The organism is Pseudanabaenaceae cyanobacterium SKYG29, from assembly GCA_025055675.1.
Classification (GTDB): domain Bacteria; phylum Cyanobacteriota; class Cyanobacteriia; order Pseudanabaenales; family Pseudanabaenaceae; genus M5B4.
This window is the reverse complement of the sequence record JANWWT010000003.1, coordinates 1-17,665: the sequence shown is the minus strand read 5'-3', so window position 1 is coordinate 17,665 and position 17,665 is coordinate 1. Positions and strand designations below refer to the sequence as shown.

The 17,665-nt window shown below is 49.1% G+C and carries 23 protein-coding genes; 12 read left to right on the top strand and 11 right to left on the bottom strand.

Annotation, left to right across the window (positions count from 1 at the left end; translation table 11 throughout):
- Positions 1-7: 7 nt before the first annotated feature.
- Genes NZM01_06355 through NZM01_06330 form a run of 6 tightly spaced genes read right to left on the bottom strand, consistent with a single transcriptional unit; the run spans position 8 to position 4,749 of the window.
- A complete protein-coding gene (locus tag NZM01_06355; GenBank protein ID MCS6959654.1) occupies positions 8-259 on the bottom strand; it encodes a DUF3493 domain-containing protein in 252 nt (83 codons plus the stop codon).
- Entirely contained in the window at positions 256-2,085 is a 1,830-nt protein-coding gene (locus NZM01_06350) for a ribonuclease J (GenBank protein ID MCS6959653.1), read from the bottom strand. Before NZM01_06350 ends, NZM01_06355 begins: the two co-directional genes overlap by 4 nt.
- Before the next feature lie 33 nt (positions 2,086-2,118).
- Entirely contained in the window at positions 2,119-3,009 is an 891-nt protein-coding gene (gene dapA, locus NZM01_06345; protein ID MCS6959652.1) for a 4-hydroxy-tetrahydrodipicolinate synthase, read from the bottom strand.
- The gene (locus NZM01_06340) at positions 3,006-4,022 is read right to left on the bottom strand and encodes an aspartate-semialdehyde dehydrogenase (GenBank protein MCS6959651.1); all 1,017 of its coding nucleotides are present in this window, start codon (positions 4,020-4,022) and stop codon (positions 3,006-3,008) included. Before NZM01_06340 ends, dapA begins: the two co-directional genes overlap by 4 nt.
- Positions 4,023-4,078: 56 nt before the next feature.
- Positions 4,079-4,336 carry a DUF3143 domain-containing protein gene (locus NZM01_06335; protein MCS6959650.1) on the bottom strand — a complete coding sequence of 86 codons (258 nt, stop codon included), beginning with the start codon at positions 4,334-4,336 and terminating at the stop codon, positions 4,079-4,081.
- Entirely contained in the window at positions 4,333-4,749 is a 417-nt protein-coding gene (locus NZM01_06330; protein ID MCS6959649.1) for a J domain-containing protein, read from the bottom strand. Before NZM01_06330 ends, NZM01_06335 begins: the two co-directional genes overlap by 4 nt.
- Positions 4,750-4,802: 53 nt before the next feature.
- Between NZM01_06330 and NZM01_06325 the strand changes: the two genes are divergently transcribed.
- The 9 genes from NZM01_06325 (at position 4,803) to NZM01_06285 (ending at position 12,527) form a co-directional block, all read left to right on the top strand.
- On the top strand, positions 4,803-5,651 hold the full coding sequence (locus NZM01_06325) for a phosphatidate cytidylyltransferase (protein ID MCS6959648.1): 849 nt from the start codon (positions 4,803-4,805) through the stop codon (positions 5,649-5,651).
- A gap of 97 nt (positions 5,652-5,748) precedes the next feature.
- Entirely contained in the window at positions 5,749-6,573 is an 825-nt protein-coding gene (locus tag NZM01_06320; GenBank protein MCS6959647.1) for a hypothetical protein, read from the top strand.
- 353 nt (positions 6,574-6,926) lie between these two features.
- Positions 6,927-7,838, top strand: coding sequence for a hypothetical protein (locus NZM01_06315; protein ID MCS6959646.1), 912 nt, complete (start codon positions 6,927-6,929; stop codon positions 7,836-7,838).
- Between the two features lie 78 nt (positions 7,839-7,916).
- Complete coding sequence (locus NZM01_06310) at positions 7,917-8,765, top strand: fatty acid desaturase (protein MCS6959645.1); 849 nt, start codon at positions 7,917-7,919, stop codon at positions 8,763-8,765.
- A gap of 74 nt (positions 8,766-8,839) precedes the next feature.
- Positions 8,840-9,802, top strand: a complete 963-nt coding sequence (locus NZM01_06305; GenBank protein ID MCS6959644.1) for a protochlorophyllide reductase — start codon at positions 8,840-8,842, stop codon at positions 9,800-9,802.
- The gene (locus NZM01_06300) at positions 9,799-10,203 is read left to right on the top strand and encodes a 4Fe-4S binding protein (protein MCS6959643.1); all 405 of its coding nucleotides are present in this window, start codon (positions 9,799-9,801) and stop codon (positions 10,201-10,203) included. Before NZM01_06305 ends, NZM01_06300 begins: the two co-directional genes overlap by 4 nt.
- Positions 10,204-10,293: 90 nt before the next feature.
- A complete protein-coding gene (locus NZM01_06295; GenBank protein MCS6959642.1) occupies positions 10,294-11,172 on the top strand; it encodes a fatty acid desaturase in 879 nt (292 codons plus the stop codon).
- A complete protein-coding gene (locus NZM01_06290) occupies positions 11,172-12,194 on the top strand; it encodes a DUF3326 domain-containing protein (protein MCS6959641.1) in 1,023 nt (340 codons plus the stop codon). The genes NZM01_06295 and NZM01_06290 overlap by 1 nt, the downstream gene beginning before the upstream one ends.
- 30 nt (positions 12,195-12,224) lie before the next feature.
- On the top strand, positions 12,225-12,527 hold the full coding sequence (locus tag NZM01_06285; GenBank protein ID MCS6959640.1) for a hypothetical protein: 303 nt from the start codon (positions 12,225-12,227) through the stop codon (positions 12,525-12,527).
- Position 12,528: 1 nt separating this feature from the next.
- On the opposite strand, the gene NZM01_06280 is transcribed toward NZM01_06285, so the two are convergent.
- Genes NZM01_06280 through NZM01_06265 form a run of 4 tightly spaced genes read right to left on the bottom strand, consistent with a single transcriptional unit; the run spans position 12,529 to position 15,677 of the window.
- The gene (locus NZM01_06280) at positions 12,529-12,804 is read right to left on the bottom strand and encodes a MoaD/ThiS family protein (protein MCS6959639.1); all 276 of its coding nucleotides are present in this window, start codon (positions 12,802-12,804) and stop codon (positions 12,529-12,531) included.
- Positions 12,805-12,838: 34 nt separating this feature from the next.
- Positions 12,839-14,239, bottom strand: a complete 1,401-nt coding sequence (locus tag NZM01_06275) for an NAD(P)(+) transhydrogenase (Re/Si-specific) subunit beta (GenBank protein ID MCS6959638.1) — start codon at positions 14,237-14,239, stop codon at positions 12,839-12,841.
- Position 14,240: 1 nt separating this feature from the next.
- Complete coding sequence (locus NZM01_06270) at positions 14,241-14,528, bottom strand: NAD(P) transhydrogenase subunit alpha (GenBank protein ID MCS6959637.1); 288 nt, start codon at positions 14,526-14,528, stop codon at positions 14,241-14,243.
- Positions 14,529-14,537: 9 nt separating this feature from the next.
- On the bottom strand, positions 14,538-15,677 hold the full coding sequence (locus NZM01_06265) for a Re/Si-specific NAD(P)(+) transhydrogenase subunit alpha (protein ID MCS6959636.1): 1,140 nt from the start codon (positions 15,675-15,677) through the stop codon (positions 14,538-14,540).
- 297 nt (positions 15,678-15,974) lie between these two features.
- On the opposite strand from NZM01_06265, the gene NZM01_06260 reads away from it, so the two are divergent.
- The 3 genes from NZM01_06260 to psbZ all read left to right on the top strand — a co-directional run bounded on the left by NZM01_06260 (position 15,975) and on the right by psbZ (position 17,358).
- The gene (locus tag NZM01_06260) at positions 15,975-16,493 is read left to right on the top strand and encodes a phycocyanin subunit beta (protein ID MCS6959635.1); all 519 of its coding nucleotides are present in this window, start codon (positions 15,975-15,977) and stop codon (positions 16,491-16,493) included.
- Between the two features lie 45 nt (positions 16,494-16,538).
- Entirely contained in the window at positions 16,539-17,027 is a 489-nt protein-coding gene (cpcA, locus tag NZM01_06255; protein ID MCS6959634.1) for a phycocyanin subunit alpha, read from the top strand.
- Positions 17,028-17,169: 142 nt separating this feature from the next.
- Positions 17,170-17,358, top strand: a complete 189-nt coding sequence (gene psbZ, locus NZM01_06250) for a photosystem II reaction center protein PsbZ (protein ID MCS6959633.1) — start codon at positions 17,170-17,172, stop codon at positions 17,356-17,358.
- Positions 17,359-17,419: 61 nt separating this feature from the next.
- Here psbZ and NZM01_06245 read toward each other — a convergent pair.
- A partial coding sequence (locus tag NZM01_06245) for a photosystem II q(b) protein (GenBank protein ID MCS6959632.1) occupies positions 17,420-17,665 on the bottom strand: 246 nt, incomplete at its 5' end.

The window sequence follows — 17,665 nt, the reverse complement described above, 5'->3', positions numbered from 1 at the left end:
AGCCGCCTTATTCCTTCCTAGGGAAGCGCTCCCGATCGATGGCAAATAACCAGCCAAACAAGACGATTGCCCCCACCTGGATAGCTAAATTTACCCCCAGCTCCCCCCAATCCCCCTTGCCTGCTAACAGCTGGGACAGAAACACCACCGCTCCGATCACACCAGACCCCATCAGCGTGGCATAGATAAATTTTCGCAAGGGGCGGTAGGGAGCACGAGCTTCTGCCCGTAAACGTTGTTGGAAGTCTCGGTCAGTCATACCGTAGCAGTAGAGCGCCGTCTTCTGCCAGTTTGCCGCACCGTAGAGCTATCTTCCTTGTGACCATTTGCCGATCGGGTGTCAGACATCTCCTGTACCCCCCTAGCAACTTTCGTGCCGTTGGTAACAGGGAGAGGAGGAGGCGTCTGTAGTAAGAGCACCACCATGGGTTTACCCTGGAGCTTTTGTCGCACCGTCTTAGTCACCTCTCGCTCTAGGTATTGTTTCAAACCGACCCAATCCACAATGCCGCCATTGATGAAATTCTCCCAACCCAATTGCAAAGCTTGCTCCAAGGTTTGAGTGACCAACTCCAACAACTCCTGCCTTGTTGTAACTGACACAACCCCAGTCACATGCAGGTCAGGATTAGTGTAAAGCTTGCCATCTATACCGATCGAGGCTGCCACCGTGATCACCCCATCTTCGGCAATTTGCAGACGGTCTTGTAGGACAGAACCATTGACCACCCCTTCCCTCGAGGCATCGATCAGCTCAATACCCGCAGGTACCTTATCCACAATGCGAATAGCAGACTGGGACACTTCCACCACATCCCCATTCTCAGCAATGACAATATTTTCGGGGGGAATGCCCATAGCTTCTGCCATCTTGGCGTGCAGCTTCAACATCCGCAATTCGCCGTGGGCAGGGAAGAAAAATTTGGGACGCACCAGCGCCAACATCAACTTCTGGTCTTCCTGGTAACCATGCCCCGACACATGAATTCCCTTCTCCTTGCCATAGATAACATTCGCACCCAGAGCAATCAACTTATCGATCGTGCGCACCACAGGAATTGTGTTACCAGGAATAGGATTGGCTGAAAAGATAACCGTATCTCCAGGCACAATCTTCAGCTGGCTGTGGCTATCGTTGGCAAGGCGAGTAAGAGCGGAATTAGGCTCACCCTGAGAACCAGTAGTCAGGATCAGAATCTGGTCATCCCGATAGTGGCGTAGATTTTGTAAAGGCTGAAACAAGTCATCTCGACACTTGATATAACCCAAAGTACGGGCATGGGCAATCACATTCAACATCGATCGTCCCAGTACCGTCACGATCCGCCCGGTTTTTTGGGCAATTTCCAAAACCATCTGCAGCCTGTGGACAGAAGAAGCAAACGTAGTCAGGATCACCCGCCCCGGCGCAGTACTAATATAACGTTCCAGATGGGGATACACCGATCGTTCCGACGGACAAGTACCAGGCACTTCTGCATTGGTAGAATCACTGATTAAACAGAGCACACCCCGTTCCCCATGCTCTGCTAGCCGTTGGAAATCACACATTTCCCCATCCACGGGCGTATGGTCGAACTTGAAGTCACCAGAGTGAATCACCAACCCCGCCGGCGTATTGATGGCAACACTAAAACTATCAGCGATCGAGTGAGTATTGCGGATAAACTCCACAAAGAAACTATTGCCAACCCGTACTACCTCCCTTGGGGCGACGCGGCGTAGCTCCGTGCGACCACTGACACCCGCTTCTGCTAGTTTATCTTCCAAGAGCGCCATTGCCAGACGCGGACCATAAATCACAGGAATATCGAACTGTTTGAGGTGGAAAGGAATCCCGCCAATATGGTCTTCGTGCCCGTGGGTAACAATCATCCCCTTGATTTTGTGCTTATTCTGCCGTAGATAAGTCATATCCGGCAGCACAATATTTACACCTGGCATTCCGTCTTCTGGGAAGGACAACCCCCCGTCCAACAACATAATTTCATTGTTGATTTCAAACACCCAGGTATTCTTACCGATCTCCTTCAAACCCCCAAGGGGAATAATTTTCAGCGCAGGTTGAGTTGTTAATTTAGTCATAGAGTTACACAAATAAATGAACAAAGAAAAAACCTATGTCGAAAGACCTAAATCCGTGAGTACCTGTTTTAGTTTGCCTACTGTCTGTTCATCGGCAGTCACAAGAGGTAGCCTTAATCCCCCTACCTCCCAACCCAAGAGGTTAAGAGCTGCTTTGATGGGAATAGGATTTGTAGTGATAAATAGAGCACGGAAAAGTGGTAACAGCCGTTGATGAATAGCCTCAGCTTCCTTCATCCTACCATTTACTGTATAGTCAATCATTTGCTTTATGTCTCTACCTACCAGGTGAGATGCCACACTCACTACCCCCACTGCCCCCACTGCCATCAAGGGTAAGGTCAAGTAGTCATCCCCAGAGTAGATAGCAAAACTTTCTCCCAAGCGACCCCGCACCTCAGCTGCCAGTCCCAAGTCCCCTGTGGAATCCTTGATGCCCACTATGTTGGGAATTTCACTAAGGCGCAGGATTGTATCTAGTTCAATTCTACATGCCGTCCTACCTGGAATGTTGTAGAGCAAGATAGGTAATTGGGGAGCTGACTCAGCAATGGCGCGAAAATGGGCATATAGACCAGCCTGGGGGGGCTTGTTGTAATAGGGTGTAACCTGGAGTGACCCATCTAGTCCCAGAGCTGCCGCTTTTTGCGTTGCCACGATCGCTTCCCTGGTGGAATTAGAGCCAGTCCCTGCCAGAATTTTTGCTCTGTCCCCTACCGCCTGCTTAACCGCCTGAAAGAGTTGATACTCCTCCTCCCAAGTCAGGGTGGGTGATTCCCCCGTCGTACCACACAAAACGATCGCATCACTGCCCTGTTCGATCAAGTGCAGAGCCAAGCGCACCGCCATGTCGTAGTTAACGTTTCCCTCCCCGTCAAAGGGAGTAACCATCGCCGTGATCAGTCTGCCAAAGGGTATGGTCATAGAAGTTGGTCAGCAATCATAGCTTCAGCGATTTGAATAGCATTAAGAGCCGCTCCTTTACGTATCTGGTCACCACAGAGCCACAACTCCAAAGCATGGGGATGAGACAAATCTGCCCTAACTCTGCCCACCAAGACGTTATCCTTGCCACTAGCCTCGATCGGCATGGGAAAGTAGTTGCGCTCAAAATCCTGCACTACCGTCACCCCTGGGGCTTGCTGCAATACTTCAAGAGCGGTTTTCACAGGAAACGGCGCACGGAACTCAATGTTAACCGCTTCCGAGTGGGCGCGCAATACGGGAACCCGTACACAGGTGGCAGTCAAGCGCAAATTCGGCTCAGCGAAAATCTTGCGGGTTTCTTTCATCATCTTTACTTCTTCCCCGCAGTAGCCATCGGCATTAAAGGGGGAGTTGTGCAAGAAAAGATTAAAGGCAAGGGGATACTGGAATACTTCCGTAGGGGGGGATTGATTAGCTAAAATCGCTCTAGTTTGCTCCAGGAGTTCTGCCATTGCCCGCGCTCCCGCTCCACTAGCTGATTGGTAGGTGGCAATTACTAACCGCTCCACAGGAATCACCCGGTGCAGGGGATAGACCACCACACTCATCAGAATTGTCGTGCAGTTGGGGTTGGCAATGATGCCTTTGTGTCCTTTGAGGGCGTAGCGATTGACTTCCGGTACGACCAGCGGCACATCTGGTTCCTGGCGGAAGGCACTGGAGTTGTCAATTACCACACAGCCTTTGCTTACGGCGATCGGTGCCCATACCTTTGCCTGCTCTGACCCCGCCGAGGCTAGCACCAGGTCAACACCCGCAAAAATACTCTCTGTCACCGCCTCCACCGTCATTTCCTCCCCCTGAAACGGAATTTTTTTACCCGCCGATCGGGGGGAAGCCAGCAATTTCAGGTCAGCGACAGGGAAATGGCGCTCTGCCAGAAGGGACACAAACTCTGCCCCCACTGCCCCCGTTGCTCCCAAAATAGCAACCCGATAGGACTTAGACAAAAATCCTCCTTGCCTTTGTATTCTTACTTACCTGTTGAGGCTCACTATAGCACAGATCAGGGTCCTGTAAAGATGGCATCTTCCACATCACGGCGACTGAGGGAGTAGGGGAAGGCACGCATAGCCCCCGATCGGTTATAACGGACGCGGATTTCCTCAATGTCCATCATGATTTCCGCTGACCAACCCTCATAAACCACCGACCAGCGCGTGGGGTCTTCCTCATCTTGCACACAGCCCTTTGACCGCAGCCAGGCTTCGATCGTGGGTAGAGGGTGGTTATACAGAGGTGTATCAGGCGGTGGTAGTTTCATCCCAGTTCCCGTAAGAGCGCTACAGTAAAAGCCAACCCTAGACAGATTAGCAAAGTCAGCAACAAAATGACCAGGGCAAAGATTTCGCCGCCCGAGAGAGCACGTTCCGTGGGCAGTCCATCGTCCTCTCTGGTGGAAACGGGTAGGGGAGGGGTTTGGTATTGGGGTAGGAGGGATAAATCGTAGGCAGCACGGTGTACAGGGTCTTGCAGGACACGATAGGCCTCCTGGATTTCCCGCAACTTTTCTCGCGCAATTTCGGGCGGAATAGTAGTAGTGTCTGGATGGTAGCGTTTACTCAACTGCCAATAGGCACGCCTGATCTCTGCCGCTGTGGCGCGGGGACTCACCCCTAACACCGTGTAAAACGATCGTCTTTCCACACTCTGGGGCAAGGGCACTACAATGAACATATAATTCTTTATCTAATTTAACATTGAGCAAAATGTTGTCAAACCCCGCCACTCTGCCCTGGGACAGAATCATCAGTACTCTCGTTGCCATTCCTCTTGCTTTGATGGTGATTTGGTGGGGTGGGTGGGTTTTCACTGTCTGTTTGGGCATACTGGTGTTTTTGGGACAGTGGGAATATTTCCAGATGGCACGGGCGAAGGGGTTAGAACCGGCGGCTAAAACCACAATGGTAGTTAGTCAAGTACTTCTAGTGTTTTGCCAGTTACAAAATGACCTAAATTTGCAGGTAGATTTAGCCGATGCCGTTGTACCTGTGGCAGGAACTTTTATCTGTTTTTACCTATTGTTTCAACCCAAATTAGCCACGATCGCTGATATTGCTACTTCGATTTTGGGGTTATTTTATGGCGGTTATTTACCTAGTTACTGGGTGCGATTGCGGGGGGTAGGGGATGATAGTTATTTGTTATTGGGTCTGAATCAAGGGGGAATAGATGTATTGATGGCGTTTACTTGTATTTGGGCATCTGATATTTTTTCCTATGTGGGGGGTAAATTATTTGGCAAAACCCAACTTTCAACTATTAGTCCCAAAAAGACAGTGGAAGGGGCAATTTGTGGTCTGTCCAGTTGTATTGCTGTAGCGATCGGGTGGGCTTGGTATCGCCAATTACCTTACTTTACTTTGACAGGGTTAGGCTTGGGAATCTTGATTGGCATTGCTAGTTTATTGGGAGATTTAACAGAATCCATGATGAAAAGAGATGCGGGAGTAAAAGATTCAGGACAGATTATTCCTGGACATGGCGGCATACTCGATCGGGCTGATAGTTATGTATTTACTGCTCCCTTGGTTTATTATTTTGTGGTTTTATTACTACCTACTCTATCCAATATCTAGGACAAAGGGGATACTCCTCGGGCTTTAGGAAAATTTAATTGGTCAGACTGCCAGCCATACCCTAAGCTGCTAGAAGCGGCGATTTAGAGGGTTGACTATGGTCAAAGTTACACGCAAGACAGGGGAGATAAGTTTTACCACGGCTCCACCCTTATTCCTAATTTTGTTTATGCTGGTTTGGGGTATTGGTTTTATTGGCATGCCTTTGTTTATGATTGGTATGTCTCTATCCAGGCTGGGGATTACAAAGTTTACCTGCCAAAAAATAGAACCACGGCTAGCTGACTGTCAACTCTCTATGACCCCAAGACTGTCTATTTTTCCAGTTAGTGTGCAGGAATACAAAGGAGTCAAAGGAGCAAAGTATGTAGAGGAAACAAGAAGAGATAGTGAGGGAGATGAGTACAAGGTTTATTTTGTAGAGTTGCAAAAAGTGGGGGGTGTGGAGAAGCTGAGAATGTCATACGAGTTAGCTGCACAGATACCACCTCGCTTAGATACATTCCTTAAGTCTCAGGAGGAAACTTTTACTTTGACTGAGGAAAGAAACTTTGATCCCTTATTTTTGCTTAGCATTCTATTCCCAGGTCTGTTTATTGTGATTGGTGTGTCTGCTGTTGCTGCCTTTTTGTGGGTAGAGAAGCTGAGTATCAACTCTAATTTTGGTCAGGTTAGCTACCTACGCATAGGTATCCCCCTTTTCAGAAGGATTTATAGCTTTAATGAGATTCAATCTGTCAGGATTGACACTGTGCGTGATGAAGACTCCACTATCTACAAGGTGCAAATCCTACCTTGCAAAGGGAAACCGATCGAAGTAGATTCCACTACCGATCGTGACGAAGCAATAGGGTTACTCAGAGAAGTAGGTAGCATGATCGGCTGCCCTCAGATAGAACCAGAGAAAGAAGAAAAAGATTAAATTGATTAGGCTATCCGCTTTCTCGGTGCATACTTTTGCGTAACTGTATTGATTTTCACCCCGTAGTGTTAAATATTAATACAAAGCTTAACAGAGAAAATCCTAGCTATGACCCGATCGGTAAAAGTACAAAACTGTTTTATCTCTGCCCTAGCAAAGTCTATTCCCCTATTTACTCCCTCCCTGGAATAATTGCAAAATTAGGTAAACTTTTAGAGCAAGATAAATTCGGATTGTGATGCCATGCAGATTTTTATCAATTGGCTTAAGCTTCTACTGTTCGTTTGCTAAAGGGAGTGGTGCCCACTGAAGACTCAAAGTAAAATACGGGTAACCCTAGAGCACACCCCTAAATGACCAAGCGACCAATTGACGTACTTCTGGGTAAAGTCTACATGGAGATGGAGCACCTAACCGCTCAAATCCATGCAAACTCGCAAAATTTTCGCAAGCAATTCGATAACATATGTGTTTCCCTTGAACCCCTTAAGCACACATTGCTTGACCTAGATACTATCTTTGTATCCTCTAGTCCGTCCCCTGATACTACTGCGTTAGACTTCGATCGTCTGCAGTTTTTTAGTAAAAGTGATGGTGTGGCAGAACTTCTCAGTAATCCTCTATTAGATGCGGAAACGATCGAGGAATTTCGCTGGAAGTTTTTTTACTACGAAACCAAGTTAGAGGCTTTGAGTTTGGAAATACAAAAACTGCAAAACCGTAGTGTTAAGCCAGGCATAAGTATTGATGACTTAATCCGCAATTGGTTAAATCCGCCAGAACGGATATTAGCAGAATACCGAGATATACTAGAGGAGAAGCGAGCACTGCGTCAGCAGATCAGGGAGGAACTGGTGCAAAATTCTAACTTAGCTAGGAAGTATATCAGTCACGGCTTGCAACAAATTTATCAATTTTTCCGTGATATTGAGACAAAGTTACCCCAAAACCAACAGTTAAAGTTCCACAAAAGTGATCATGATCCCTACCACCTCCTAGCAGAGCTAAACTTACTAAAGAAGGAGGATTATCTTACTTTTTGGTGTAGTTACTACTTAAACCGATCGGTACAGATAGTCCCTAGCCTACAGGAAAATTGGTTTTACTTGAAAAAAACGGGTAGTCATTCAGTTGAGTTACACACTTTGCTGAGCTGGATTAAACAACTGCTTACTACCTATGCTACTAGTACTAACCTTATTAATGCTAAGTTAGTTATTTACGATAAATTGACCGATCGGGAACGGGTCTACAACTTACCCTAGGGTAGAAATAATGCCTAGAGGGAATCGCCTTGTGGTAGTCTAGGGGGGTGCAAACTCTGTACATTTATTTACAATTCCATGACATTGACTGCGACTGTATCCCCTCGATTTAGTTGGGTGAACGTAATCTTTTTTGGCGTTTTTCATCTCGCCGCCTGTGCCGCTCCCTTCTATTTTTCCTGGCAGGGATTGGGCATGATGCTATTTTTACACTGGCTGTTGGGTAGTCTGGGCATTTGTCTGGGCTATCACCGTCTTATCAGTCATCGTAGTTTCCAAGTACCCCGTTGGCTAGAGTATGTTTTTGTTACTTTAGGGGCATTGGCACTCCAGGGTGGTCCTGTGTTCTGGGCTGGTAATCACCGCCAACATCACGGTTTTACCGAAGATGTCGATAAAGACCCCTATTCAGCCAAGCGGGGGTTCTGGTGGAGTCACATGGATTGGGTGCTGCGCGCCAGACCTGAACATTTTCTGCTGGAGAACTACTGCAACTATGCTCCTGAAATCGCTGCTGACCCCTATTACCTCTTTCTAGAAAAGTACTTTGTCTTCTTGCAAATCCCCCTGGCACTGCTAATCTATGGCATCGGTGCGAGCCAAGGTTTGGGGCTGTCCTTTTTGGTCTATGGGGTGTTTGTGCGGGCGGTTTTCCTCTGGCATACGACTTGGCTGATTAACTCTGCCTGCCACAAGTGGGGCTATCGCAATTTCCCTGATGTGGAAGACCATTCTACTAACCTGTGGTGGGCAGCTCTTCTGACCTACGGTGAAGGTTGGCATAACAATCACCATGCCTATCCCAAATCCGCTCGATCGGGGTTGCACTGGTGGGAGATTGATTTGACCTGGGGTGTAATTCGTCTGTTGGAGATCGTAGGGTTGGCGAAAAAGGTCTATCTCCCCGCGCCGTGGCAGAATAGTTAATTAGTTTTGCAGTCAGCGCAATCCCAACTCCAGGGTGCTAGGATCAGCCGTTAGTAATTTTTTTAATATTCCCTATGGCATATACTCCGACCGTAATTGTGACGGGGGCATCTTCTGGGGTTGGTCTTTATACGGCTAAGGCACTGACTCACAGAGGTTGGCACGTGGTGCTTGCCTGTCGTAATTTAGAAAAAACTGTTAAGGTAACTACTGAAGTGGGATTGGTGGAAGGAAATTATTCCATCTTTCCCCTTGATTTGGCGAATTTAGCTAAAGTACGGGAATTTGTCACCGCTTTTCGCAGCACAGGGAAAAACCTGGATGCTTTGGTGTGTAATGCTGCCGTCTATTACCCCATCCTCAAGGAACCCCTGCGCAGTGCTGATGGCTATGAACTCACGGTTGCTACCAATCATCTGGGGCATTATCTCCTGTGTCGGTTGCTGTTAGAGGATTTGCAAAAGTCGACCTATCCCGATCGGCGGGTGGTTATTCTCGGCACAGTTACTGCTAACACTAAACAGTTTGGTGGCAAGATTCCTTTCCCCACTCCCCCTGACCTAGGAGATTTAACGGGACTAGCCAAGGGGTTCAAAGAACCAATCAGTATGATTGACGGTAAGCCCTTTAACTCGGGCAAAGCCTATAAGGATAGTAAGCTGTGCAATATTATGACAATGCGGGAACTACACCGCCGCTATTATGAAAGTACGGGGATTGCTTTCCTGTCTCTCTACCCTGGCTGTGTGGCAGATACGGCTCTGTTTAGACACTATTTCCCGCTCTTTCGTGTCCTCTTCCCCATCTTGCAAAAATATATCACCAAGGGCTATGTGTCCCAGGAACTGGCGGGGCAGCGGGTGGCAGATGTAGTCACAGACCCCAAACTGCGGGTGTCAGGAGCCTATTGGAGTTGGGGCGATCGGCAAAAGGAGGGACGGGAGCCTTTTATCCAGGAGCTTTCACCTGAGGCAATGGATGATGCCAAGGCGGCAAAACTCTGGGAGCTAAGTGCCAAGTTGGTGGGACTAGAATGAAGCGGCGAGTTAATCTCACTTTTCCCCGTACGGTTGTGGGTGTGCCTGTCACCTACCGTTTAGCGCGGGATTTTAATGTGGCTGCCAATATTATCCGTGCCCAAGTCGCTCCCGATCAGGTGGGGAAAATGGTGTTGGAACTGCAGGGGGATATGGATCAGATAGAGAGTGCGATCGAGTGGATGCGTTCCCTGAATATTACTGTTTCCCTACAGAGCAAGGAGATCGTCATTGATGAGGAGGTCTGTGTGGATTGCGGTCTCTGTACAGGGGTCTGTCCTACCCAGTCCCTTACGCTTAACCCCCATTCTTTTCGCCTCAGTTTTAATCGCAGTACCTGCACTGTCTGTGAGCAGTGTATCCCTGCCTGTCCCGTTGGTGCTATCAGTGTCCATCTCTAGGGATGAATTTGCTCCCCTCCCTGTCATAAATCTAAACATTTGCTCGGAGGTCGCGTATACTACTAGAGGTTAAAGCTACGGAATTTATAGATGCAGGAGGCGGGACAGACTACTTTAACCCCTATTGAATTTATGGGTGCACCAGAGGGGTTCAATCCTACTTTAGCTCTATTGATTTTTGCAGTCATTTTGTTTGCTTTGTCTACAACGGGTTACTGGCTCTGGCATTGGTATCCGCCTTTAGTCTTCTTCCTTAACTTTGTCTCTCTGTATGTCTTGGGTACGGTGATCCATGATGCTTCCCACGGGGTAGCCCATAGGAATCGGATTGTCAATGCGGTGATGGGGCATATTTCGGCGCTGCTGCAGGGATTTGTGTATCCTGTCTTTACTAGGGTGCATATGCAACACCACGCCCACGTTAACGACCCCGAGAATGACCCCGATCACTTTGTCTCAACGGGTGGTCCCCTCTGGTTAATTGCGGTGCGGTTCTTCTATCACGAGGTGTTTTTTTTCCAACGGCGGTTGTGGCGCAAGTGGGAACTGTGGGAGTGGTTCTTTAGCCGTCTGTTGTTGGTAATTGTCTTAACTTTGGGCTATTACTACGGATTTTTGTCTTACATTCTCACCTACTGGTTTGGTCCAGCGGGAATTATGGGATTGCTCCTAGGGCTGTTCTTTGACTATTTGCCCCATCGCCCTTTCCAAGAACGATCGCGCTGGAAAAATGCCCGTGTCTATCCTGGTTGGCTGTTGAATATTCTGTTGCTGGGGCAGAACTACCATTTAATTCACCATCTGTGGCCTAATATTCCCTGGTATAACTATCAGCCTGCTTACTACAAGATGAAGCCCCTCTTAGATGCCCACGGCTCACCCCAAAGTTTGGGTCTGTGGCAGTTACCTGACCTGGGGGGGTTTATCTATGACATCTTCTTGGGAATCAGGTTTCATCATCATAAATAGTGTTTAACGTTGCGGTCATTATTCCCACGGGGGTGGGGGCAGCGATCGGGGGCTTTGCGGGGGATGCTCTACCTCTAGTCCGTGCCCTAGCTGCAGTTTGCGATTGGGTGGTAACCCATCCCAACGTAGTCAACGGCGCCAGTCTGTATTACCCTCTCCCCAATGTCCTCTACACGGAAGGCTATGCCCTCAATCAATTTGCCATGGGTAGGTGGGCACTTCGACCGGGACAGGGAAACCCGATCGGGGTTATTTTCGATCGGGCAATTGAATCGGACTTGTTGCTTAGGCATGAGCAGGTTATGGCAGCGGCACGGGCAACTTTGGGACTGGACATTCCCCAAGCGGTGATTACGGATACCCCCCTCGGCGTGGAGCTACGGCAGGGCAGTTCGGGAGCAACATGGGGCACGATCGCCCGTCCCGACAGTTTGCTGAGGGCAGCGGTGGAGTTGCTAGAAAGGAATGGTAGGATCAAGGCTATAGCGGTGGTGGCGCGCTTTCCAGATGAGCCAGAGAGTGAAATACTGCAGAAGTATCGATTGGGACAGGGGGTAGATGCCCTAGCGGGAGCGGAAGCGGTAATCAGTCACCTAATCACGCGGGAGTTGGAGTTACCCTGTGCCCATGCCCCCGCCTTGCGACCCTTGCCTCTATCCCCAGAGGTTGACCCCAGAGCTTGTGCGGAGGAAATAGGCCACACCTTTTTGCCCTGTGTGTTGGTGGGGTTGAGTCATGCGCCCCAAATTGTTAGCCAGCTTGGTCATCTCTTACCTGGGGATTTGCGATCGGCTCAGATCAGCGCCGTAATTGCTCCCTACACCTGCTGTGGTAGTCCTGCTCTGTTGGCTTGGTGGGAACAGGGTTCGACAATTGTTCTGGTCAGAGGGAATACCACGGTACTAGATGTCTTGCCCCAGGACGTGGGGATCAGGGGTATTGTAGTGGAAAATTATTTGGAAGCGATCGGGGTGTTGGTATCTATGCGGGCAGGAGTTTCTCCCCAGGCGCTGCTACGCTAGGATGGATAATAGTTGGTGGAGTCAGGTAGGATGAATACCCCCCTCATTGTCGGTGCCCTAGTTGTAGCAGTATTAGTAGTGCTGTGGCTGGTCAATGTTATTAAGACAACCCTCCAAACTGCCCTGATGATTGGTGTAGTGGTATTTGCTCTGCAGGTGGGGTTTAAGGTGGGACCATTAGATGTGTGGAAACAGGTGCAGGCGGGGGCAGCAGCCTTAGCCCAATGGTTAAGAAATTGGGGGAATAGATACTCCCCCTTTAAGAAAACACCCCAAGAGAGTTTGCTCTGGCTAATACCGATCGCCCTAGAACAACTGGGGGATTTAGGTTAATTTATCCGCCAGCAATGGCAGGTACAATGCTCACTTCATCCCCATCTTTGAGGGCAGTATCGGCACCGTCAAGGAAGCGAATATCTTCGCTGTTGACATAGAAGTTGACGAAACGGCGGATATTCCCATTCTCGTCGCAGAGGCGTTCCTTGAACCCAGGGAAGGTTGCCTCCAGGGTGTTGAGCATTTCACGGATGTTAGCGGCTTCACACTCGATCGTGGCTTGGTTATTCGTCAGATTTTGCAAGGGTGTGGGAATCAGAACTTTCAGCGCCATAATCTAGATCACCTATAACTTCTGCCCTATTGTACTACCCCTCTAATTCCTTGAGGGCGTTGGTGAGAGCCATGACAGTTTCCTTGGCATTGCCAAAGAGCATCATTGTCCTCTCTTTGAAGAACAATTCGTTTTCTACCCCTGCAAAGCCCTTGTTCATGCCCCGCTTAATCACGATCGTGTGCTTTGCCCTGTCCACCTCTAAAATGGGCATCCCATAGATGGGACTGTCCTTGGCAGTGCGGGCACTGGGGTTAACTACGTCATTGGCACCAATTACTAGGGCAACATCCACGTAGGGAAACTGGGGATTGATGTCATCCATGTCGTAGAGTTGGGAGTAGGGTACGTTAGCCTCTGCCAAGAGCACATTCATGTGACCAGGCATCCGCCCCGCCACAGGGTGAATAGCATACTTCACATCTACACCTAATTTTTCCAGTACTTCCGCTAACTCCCGTACAGCGTGCTGGGCTTGGGCAACTGCCATGCCATAACCAGGGACAATCACTACCGATCGAGCATAGCCCATAATCATTGCTGCCTCTTCGGCATCTACTTGCCTTATTGTGCCTTGGGTTTGACCTGCTGCTGCCCCAGCCGCTGTCACACTGCCAAAACCACTGAAGAGAACATTGAGCAAACTGCGGTTCATGGCTTTACACATGATCTGGGTGAGGATAAGCCCAGATGCTCCAACCAAGGCACCTGCCACAATCAAAATGTTGTTCATCACTACAAAACCAGCAGCACTCCCTGCCAAGCCGGAAAAGGAGTTTAACAGGGAAATCACCACCGGCATATCGCCACCCCCGATCGGTACTACCAGCAAAACCCCCACTACGAGGGCAATCAGATTGATGGTGAGGAAAATCCACAGGTCAGGTTGGAAGAGAATCCAGCCGCTGCCAATCAGGAACCCCACCAACAGAGCACCATTGACCCACTGCTGCCCCACAAATTTAATGGGTGTACCAGGCATAATCCCCTGCAGCTTAGCAAAGGCTACCATACTGCCTGTGAAGGTAACGTTACCGATGAGCACGCTCAAGAGAATGGAGATGGCAACCACGATCGGTATTCCTGTGCCACTGTGGGTCAAGCGCCAGTATTCTCCTACTGCTACCAGGGAAGAAGCTAAGCCCCCCAAACCATTGAGGAAGCCCACCATCTGGGGCATATCCGTCATCGCTACCCCGTAAGCAATCCACACCCCTAGGGCGGACCCGATCGCTAGTCCCACCGCCAAATAGGTGTAGTTCAAAATGTGCTGATCCAGAAGAGTAGCCCCTACTGCCAAAAACATCCCCACTGCCCCCAAAATATTGCCCTGACGCGCAGTGGCGGGAGAACTCATTCGTTTCAAGCCCAGGATAAACAAGCCCACCGCAGCCAAGTAGGCCAACTGAATCGCGCTCGGTAGAAAGTCTGCCATTTTAGCCCTCCTTTTTCTTGAACATTTCCAACATGCGATCGGTTACTAGAAAACCTCCCACCACATTCACCGTAGCGGCAATTACAGCAATTAAGCCCAAAACAGTGGCTAAGGTGGGATTTTGGCTACTACTGGCTACTAAAAGCGCACCAATCAGAGAAATACCAGAGATAGCGTTAGACCCCGACATCAGAGGTGTATGGAGGGTAGGGGGGACTTTGTTAATAATTTCAAAGCCGGCAAAACTAGCTAATGCAAACACAAACAAAGCGCTGATTAAGCCTTCCATAAGCCCCTCCTAGACTTGTACTGGCGTTAACATCTCTTTTACCCTGGGATGACGAATTTCCCCACCATGGCAAACACAGGCACTGCTGACAATGTCATCACTGAAATCCAGATAGATGGCTTTGTCTTTTACTAATAGTTGGAGGAAATTGCAGATATTTTTGCTGTAGAGCTGGGAAGCATGGACAGCTACTGTCGAAGGTAAGTTGACAGGTCCTAAAATCTTTACCCCGTTCTTCTCGATCGTCTGTCCCGGCTGCGACCCCACACAGTTTCCCCCCTGCTCAGCAGCCAGGTCAACAATCACAGCACCGGGTTTCATGCCTGCAATCATCTCTTCCGTGACCAGGATGGGCGCTTTTTTGCCTGGTACCTGGGCAGTAGTAATCACTACATCAGCTTCCTGCACATGCTTAGTCAAAATCTGGCGAGCGTACTCCTGGGCATTCTGGGAAATTTCCCTAGCGTAGCCCCCCTGGGCAGTTGTCTCTTCGTTGAGGGTAATTTCAATAAACTTGGCCCCCAGACTCTGCACCTCTTCTTTCACCGCTGGGCGAATATCATAGGCTTCTACTACAGCTCCTAGCCGTCTGGCAGTAGCAATCGCCTGTAACCCCGCTACACCTGCTCCCATCACCAACACCCTAGCGGGGGGAATTGTGCCTGCCGCCGTTGTCAACATGGGGAAATAACGGGGGAGAGCTTCCGCTGCTAAAATTACCGCTTTGTAACCAGCGATCGACGCTTGAGAAGACAGGGCATCCATGGACTGTGCCCTACTGGTGCGGGGGATCATCTCCATGCTGATTCCCGTCACTCCCCGCTCATTCAAAGCAGCAATCGTTTGGGGTACTCCCAGGGGATTGAGAAAGCCCACCACAATCTGCCCAGCATGCAAATGCTCCCATTCTTCGGGGGTAGGGGGACTGACCTTGGCAATGACATCCGCCTCAGCCAGAATTTGCGCTTTGTTGTTTCCTATGGCAGCTCCCACCGCCTGGAACTCGCTATCAGTAATATTAGCCCCTAAACCAGCCCCTGTTTCGATCGTGACCGTCCAACCCCGTTTAACTAGAGTCGCTATCACACTGGGCACCAGCGCTACGCGGCGCTCAAAACCCCTTGTCTCATTGACTACAGCAATTTTCATGGATATCTACTCTCTTGTGCGTCCTTCCTCAGTGAAACCCCATTTATTAGAGTTTTATGTATCCTAAAATCCCAAACCAAAGTGATCGGGGCATTCTTAAGTATGTCTTTAGCTCTTACCCCTGATCCCCACACATAAATTCAAATTTCTGTCGACAGAGGTTTGCCCAGCTTAAAAATTTGTAACAAACACCGATTCAACGACATAGTATAAAAAATGCTAAGGTGTATAAGGCAAGTTTTAGAAACAGCCCTTTAGACCAACTCTATTACATAAACTCTTAGGAGACCTAAGTCTATGTTCGACGCTTTTGCGAAAGTTGTAGCTCAGGCTGATGCCCGTGGGGAGTATCTCACTCCTGCTCAATTCGATGCCCTCAGTGCTATGGTTGCCGAAGGTAACAAGCGCATGGACATCGTCAACCGCATTTCCAGCAATGCTTCCAAGATTGTGGCAGATGCTGCGCGTGCTTTGTTTGCGGAACAGCCCCAGTTGATCGCTCCCGGTGGCAATGCCTACACTAGCCGCCGTATGGCTGCCTGCCTGCGGGACATGGAAATCATCCTTCGCTATATCACCTATGCCATGTTCACTGGAGATGCTAGTGTACTGGACGATCGTTGCTTGAACGGTCTGCGGGAAACCTACTTGGCTCTCGGTACCCCTGGGGCTTCTGTAGCAGTAGGCATTCAAAAGATGAAGGATGCTGCCATTGCCATTGCTAATGACCCCAACAACATCACCCGTGGCGATTGCTCCAACCTGATCGCTGAATTGGCTACCTACTTCGATCGGGCTGCTGCTGCTGTAGTGTAGTTTTTCCACTGGTCAACCATCTAAATCAACGGAGAAAGAATTACAATGAAAACCCCTTTAACTGAAGCTATTGCTGTTGCTGATTCCCAAGGGCGCTTTCCTAGCTCCACTGAAATTCAAATTGCTTTTGGTCGCTATCGTCAAGCTGCGGCTAGTCTGGAAGCGGCTCGTGCTCTCTCTGCCAACGCTGTCAACCTGGCTAATGCTGCTGCTAATGCTGTCTACCAAAAGTTCCCCTACACTACCACCATGCAAGGTCCTAACTACGCTTCTACCCAGTTAGGCAGAGACAAGTGTGTACGGGACATCGGCTACTATATCCGCATGATCACTTACTGCCTGATTGTTGGTGGTACTGGTCCCATGGATGATTACTTGGTAGCCGGTTTGGCAGAAATCAACCGCACCTTTGAACTGTCCCCTAGCTGGTACATTGAGGCTCTCAAGTACATCCGTGCTAACCATGGTTTGACTGGGGATGCTGCTGTAGAAGCTAACTCCTACATCGATTACGCTATCAACGTATTGAGCTAGTTATCAAGTAGTTTACACTTTGGACAGGGGTCAGTCTGACTCCTGTTTTTTGTTGCTTAACGGTGGACGCTTGACCTTAACTAATTACTACTGATTTCTGCTACTTTAGAAGTACAAACATTTAGTAAACGGAGCTTTAGTTATGACTTTATTCTTTCAAATACTGGTGGGTTTGTTTATCCTTTACTCCTTCGCCATGGTAATTGCCGTACCTGTCGCCTATGCCCTACCCAGTAACTGGAACCAAACTCGTCCTCTCATTCTCCTGGGTTCCATTCTGTGGGTGCTATTTGTCATCGTCATTGGCATCCTCAATTCCTTCGTCGTCTAGCCACAAAAAAAACTCCCGATCGTTACAGATCAGGAGTTCATCCCTTACTTAACCCAACGTACTAACCTTCAATAGCAGGGGCAACGAGAGCTACAGGAGATACACCAGTCGCTGCCAAATCCAGCGGGAAGTTGTGCGCATTCCGCTCATGCATCACTTCCATCCCCAGGTTCGCACGATTGATAATGTCCGCCCAGCTCGGTACTACCCGACCCTGGCTGTCCACAATTGACTGGTTGAAGTTGAACCCGTTCAGATTGAACGCCATCGTGCTTATCCCCAGCGCCGTAAACCAAATCCCCACTAC

Excerpts from the sequence above, each read along its gene's own strand:
- NZM01_06355 (MCS6959654.1), bottom strand. The coding sequence starts at position 259 with ATGACTGACCGAGACTTCCAACAACGTTTACGGGCAGAAGCTCGTGCT.
- NZM01_06350 (MCS6959653.1), bottom strand. The coding sequence starts at position 2,085 with ATGACTAAATTAACAACTCAACCTGCGCTGAAAATTATTCCCCTTGGG.
- dapA (MCS6959652.1), bottom strand. The coding sequence starts at position 3,009 with ATGACCATACCCTTTGGCAGACTGATCACGGCGATGGTTACTCCCTTT.
- NZM01_06335 (MCS6959650.1), bottom strand. The coding sequence starts at position 4,336 with ATGAAACTACCACCGCCTGATACACCTCTGTATAACCACCCTCTACCC.
- NZM01_06330 (MCS6959649.1), bottom strand. The coding sequence starts at position 4,749 with ATGTTCATTGTAGTGCCCTTGCCCCAGAGTGTGGAAAGACGATCGTTT.
- NZM01_06320 (MCS6959647.1), top strand. The coding sequence starts at position 5,749 with ATGGTCAAAGTTACACGCAAGACAGGGGAGATAAGTTTTACCACGGCT.
- NZM01_06315 (MCS6959646.1), top strand. The coding sequence starts at position 6,927 with ATGACCAAGCGACCAATTGACGTACTTCTGGGTAAAGTCTACATGGAG.
- NZM01_06310 (MCS6959645.1), top strand. The coding sequence starts at position 7,917 with ATGACATTGACTGCGACTGTATCCCCTCGATTTAGTTGGGTGAACGTA.
- NZM01_06305 (MCS6959644.1), top strand. The coding sequence starts at position 8,840 with ATGGCATATACTCCGACCGTAATTGTGACGGGGGCATCTTCTGGGGTT.
- NZM01_06300 (MCS6959643.1), top strand. The coding sequence starts at position 9,799 with ATGAAGCGGCGAGTTAATCTCACTTTTCCCCGTACGGTTGTGGGTGTG.
- NZM01_06295 (MCS6959642.1), top strand. The coding sequence starts at position 10,294 with ATGCAGGAGGCGGGACAGACTACTTTAACCCCTATTGAATTTATGGGT.
- NZM01_06285 (MCS6959640.1), top strand. The coding sequence starts at position 12,225 with ATGAATACCCCCCTCATTGTCGGTGCCCTAGTTGTAGCAGTATTAGTA.
- NZM01_06280 (MCS6959639.1), bottom strand. The coding sequence starts at position 12,804 with ATGGCGCTGAAAGTTCTGATTCCCACACCCTTGCAAAATCTGACGAAT.
- NZM01_06275 (MCS6959638.1), bottom strand. The coding sequence starts at position 14,239 with ATGGCAGACTTTCTACCGAGCGCGATTCAGTTGGCCTACTTGGCTGCG.
- NZM01_06270 (MCS6959637.1), bottom strand. The coding sequence starts at position 14,528 with ATGGAAGGCTTAATCAGCGCTTTGTTTGTGTTTGCATTAGCTAGTTTT.
- NZM01_06265 (MCS6959636.1), bottom strand. The coding sequence starts at position 15,677 with ATGAAAATTGCTGTAGTCAATGAGACAAGGGGTTTTGAGCGCCGCGTA.
- NZM01_06260 (MCS6959635.1), top strand. The coding sequence starts at position 15,975 with ATGTTCGACGCTTTTGCGAAAGTTGTAGCTCAGGCTGATGCCCGTGGG.
- cpcA (MCS6959634.1), top strand. The coding sequence starts at position 16,539 with ATGAAAACCCCTTTAACTGAAGCTATTGCTGTTGCTGATTCCCAAGGG.
- psbZ (MCS6959633.1), top strand. The coding sequence starts at position 17,170 with ATGACTTTATTCTTTCAAATACTGGTGGGTTTGTTTATCCTTTACTCC.